General features: G+C 70.5%; 3 protein-coding genes. 2 read left to right on the top strand and 1 reads right to left on the bottom strand.

Annotation, left to right across the window (positions count from 1 at the left end; translation table 11 throughout):
* Positions 1-237: hypothetical protein (locus P409_RS31650; protein ID WP_034847922.1), on the bottom strand; the 237-nt coding region annotated here is incomplete at its 3' end.
* A gap of 205 nt (positions 238-442) precedes the next feature.
* Between P409_RS31650 and efeU the strand changes: the two genes are divergently transcribed.
* A complete protein-coding gene (efeU, locus tag P409_RS31645) occupies positions 443-1,273 on the top strand; it encodes an iron uptake transporter permease EfeU (protein WP_034847919.1) in 831 nt (276 codons plus the stop codon).
* A 7-nt stretch (positions 1,274-1,280) separates the two neighbouring features.
* Positions 1,281-2,378, top strand: a complete 1,098-nt coding sequence (gene efeO, locus P409_RS31640) for an iron uptake system protein EfeO (protein ID WP_034847916.1) — start codon at positions 1,281-1,283, stop codon at positions 2,376-2,378.
* The last annotated feature ends 152 nt before the right edge of the window (positions 2,379-2,530 follow it).

Genomic DNA, 2,530 nt, shown 5'->3' with positions numbered 1-2,530 from the left:
GTTTCGGTGCACCGCCTCGTCCAGCGCGCTGGCGCGGGCCTGTGCCATCGAGGCCACGGTCTCGCCGAGGCGGGCGACATCCTCGCGCAGCGCGCGGAGGTCCGCCTCCAGGTCGCGGCGGGTGGCGTCCGTCGCAGTCGTCGCCTCGTCGAGTTCGGCGGCGGCGCGCGTGGACTTCGATCCTGACACCTCCGCGGCGGCGGCAGCGGCGGATTTGGGGGCTCCGGTCTCGGGCATGGCGGGCTCCTTTCCCTCCCGCCAACAGCGCCGCCGCCGCCCCGGTTCCGGCTCGGTCGCCGCCGGATTACGACAAATTTAACGTATCCCGCAGCGAAGCGGCCTCGACAACGCTCGGGGATGGGAGCAGAAGAACTGCGAGAGATACGCATTCTTGCTCGCAATTGCCGGCGGGCATCAGCGGTGAGTTCGGGATGATGTCGGGATGCTTGTACCGTTCCTGATCATGATGCGCGAGGGCATCGAAGCCGCCCTCATCGTCGGCATCATCGCCGGTTACCTGCGCCAGACCGGGCGGACGCAATGGATGCCGCTGGTCTGGATCGGCATCGCCATCGCCGTCCTGCTCTCCATCGCCGTCGGCATCGTCCTGAACCTGATCAGCGCCGAGTTCCCGCAGCGCGAGCAGGAGCTGTTCGAGGCCGTCGTCGGGCTGGTCGCGGTCTTCGTCCTGACGTCCATGGTGTTCTGGATGCGCAAGGCCGCGCGCTCGATCAAGGCGCAGCTGCAGCATTCGGTCGACGCCGCGCTCGAAGGGCATGATGCCAAGGGCCTGGCGCTGATCGGCATGGCCTTCTTCGCGGTCGCCCGCGAGGGGCTGGAATCGGTGTTCTTCCTGCTCGCCACCTTCCAGCAGGATGTCGGGCTGGCGGCGCCGATCGGCGCCCTGGCCGGCGTGGCGGTGGCGGTCGCGGTCGGCTTTGCCATCTTCTGGTTCGGCGTCCGGCTCAACCTGAAACGCTTCTTCCGCTGGACCGGGCTGTTCATCCTGGTGGTCGCCGCCGGCCTCCTGGCCGGGTCGCTGCGGGCGCTGCACGAGGCCGGGCTGTGGAACGGGCTGCAGGAGATCGCCTTCGACCTCAGCCACATCCTGCCGATCGACGGGCCGCTCGGCTCGGTGCTGGCCGGCATCTTCGGCTACCAGGACACGCCGACGGTCGGCGAGGTCGCCGTCTACATCCTCTTCCTCCTCGTCACCCTGCCGCTGTTCCTGAGCGGCGGCCGCGTGGCGCAGGAGGCGCGATCGAACGCCTGAGGCCCGAATGTCGTCCCTGCAGCGCACCACCCGGATCGGCGTCGGCGTCGTCGCGATCCTCGCCGTCGCCGTCGCCGGGCTCGGCGTCTATGCCTATCTGCACCGCTCCGCGGCGCCCAGGACCGCCGCGGGCGGCGGCACGGCGGTGACCATCACCGCCCAGAGCTGCGAGCCGAACGAGCTGACGGTCGAGGCCGGGCGCGTCACCTTCCAGGTCAAGAACGCCAGCAACCGCGCGCTGGAGTGGGAGATCCTGCAGGGCGTGATGGTGGTGGAGGAGCGCGAGAACATCGCCCCCGGCTTCACCCAGAGCCTGACCGCCAAGCTGGAGCCCGGCAGCTACCAGATCACCTGCGGCCTCTTGAGCAACCCGCGCGGCACCCTGACCGTGACCGCGGCGAAGAACGCTCCCGCCCAGGCGCTGCAGCCCTCGCTGATCGAGCTGATCGGGCCGATTGCCGAATACAAGGTCTACGTCACGCAGGAAGCCAAGGCCCTGGCCGATGCCACGCCGCCGCTGGTCGCCGCGGTCAAGGCCGGCGACCTGGCCCAGGCGCGCAGCCTGCTGGTGCCGGCCTGGGTCCATTACCAGCGGATCAAGCCGATCGCCGACCTGTTCGCCGATCTCGACACGGCGCTGGACGCCCGCGCCGACTATTTCGAGAAGAAGGAGGACGACCCGGGCTTCACCGGTTTCCGCCGGCTGCAATACGCGCTGGTCACCCGCGGCTCGACCGACGGGCTCGAGCCCGTCGCCGACAAGCTTGCGGCCGATGTGCAGGCGCTGCAGGCCCGGATCGCCGACCTGTCCATCCCGCCGGAGAAGATGGCCGGCGGTGCCGCCGCCGTGATCGCCCGCCTGGCCGCCGACCCGGCCATCGATTCCGACGCCGCCAAGGCGGATCTGGAGGGGGTGGCCCGCATCGTCGGGCTGCTGCGGCCGCTGAGCCAGAAGGCCGACAAGACGCTGAGCGACCGGATCGACGGCAACCTGACCGCGGCCGGGCTGGCGCTGACCCGCGACGACCGCACCGGGCTGCAGGCCCCGGTGACGGCCCTGGCCGACGACATGCCGAAGCTGCGCACCGCCTTAGGGCTGGACTGACCGGACCGAACGCCATGAGCACCACCGACGAACACGGCAAGACCCTCACTCCCGCAGATGTTCCCAGCCGTCGCGCCGTGCTGCGCGGCCTGGCCGGCGGCGGCGCGGCGCTGGGAGCGCTCGCGGCCGCACCGGCCATCGCCCAGACTAGA

This window comes from Inquilinus limosus MP06 (assembly GCF_000767795.1).
Taxonomy (GTDB): domain Bacteria; phylum Pseudomonadota; class Alphaproteobacteria; order DSM-16000; family Inquilinaceae; genus Inquilinus; species Inquilinus limosus_E.
The sequence above is the reverse complement of the archived record's forward strand: the minus strand, read 5'-3'. Positions and strand labels throughout refer to the sequence as shown.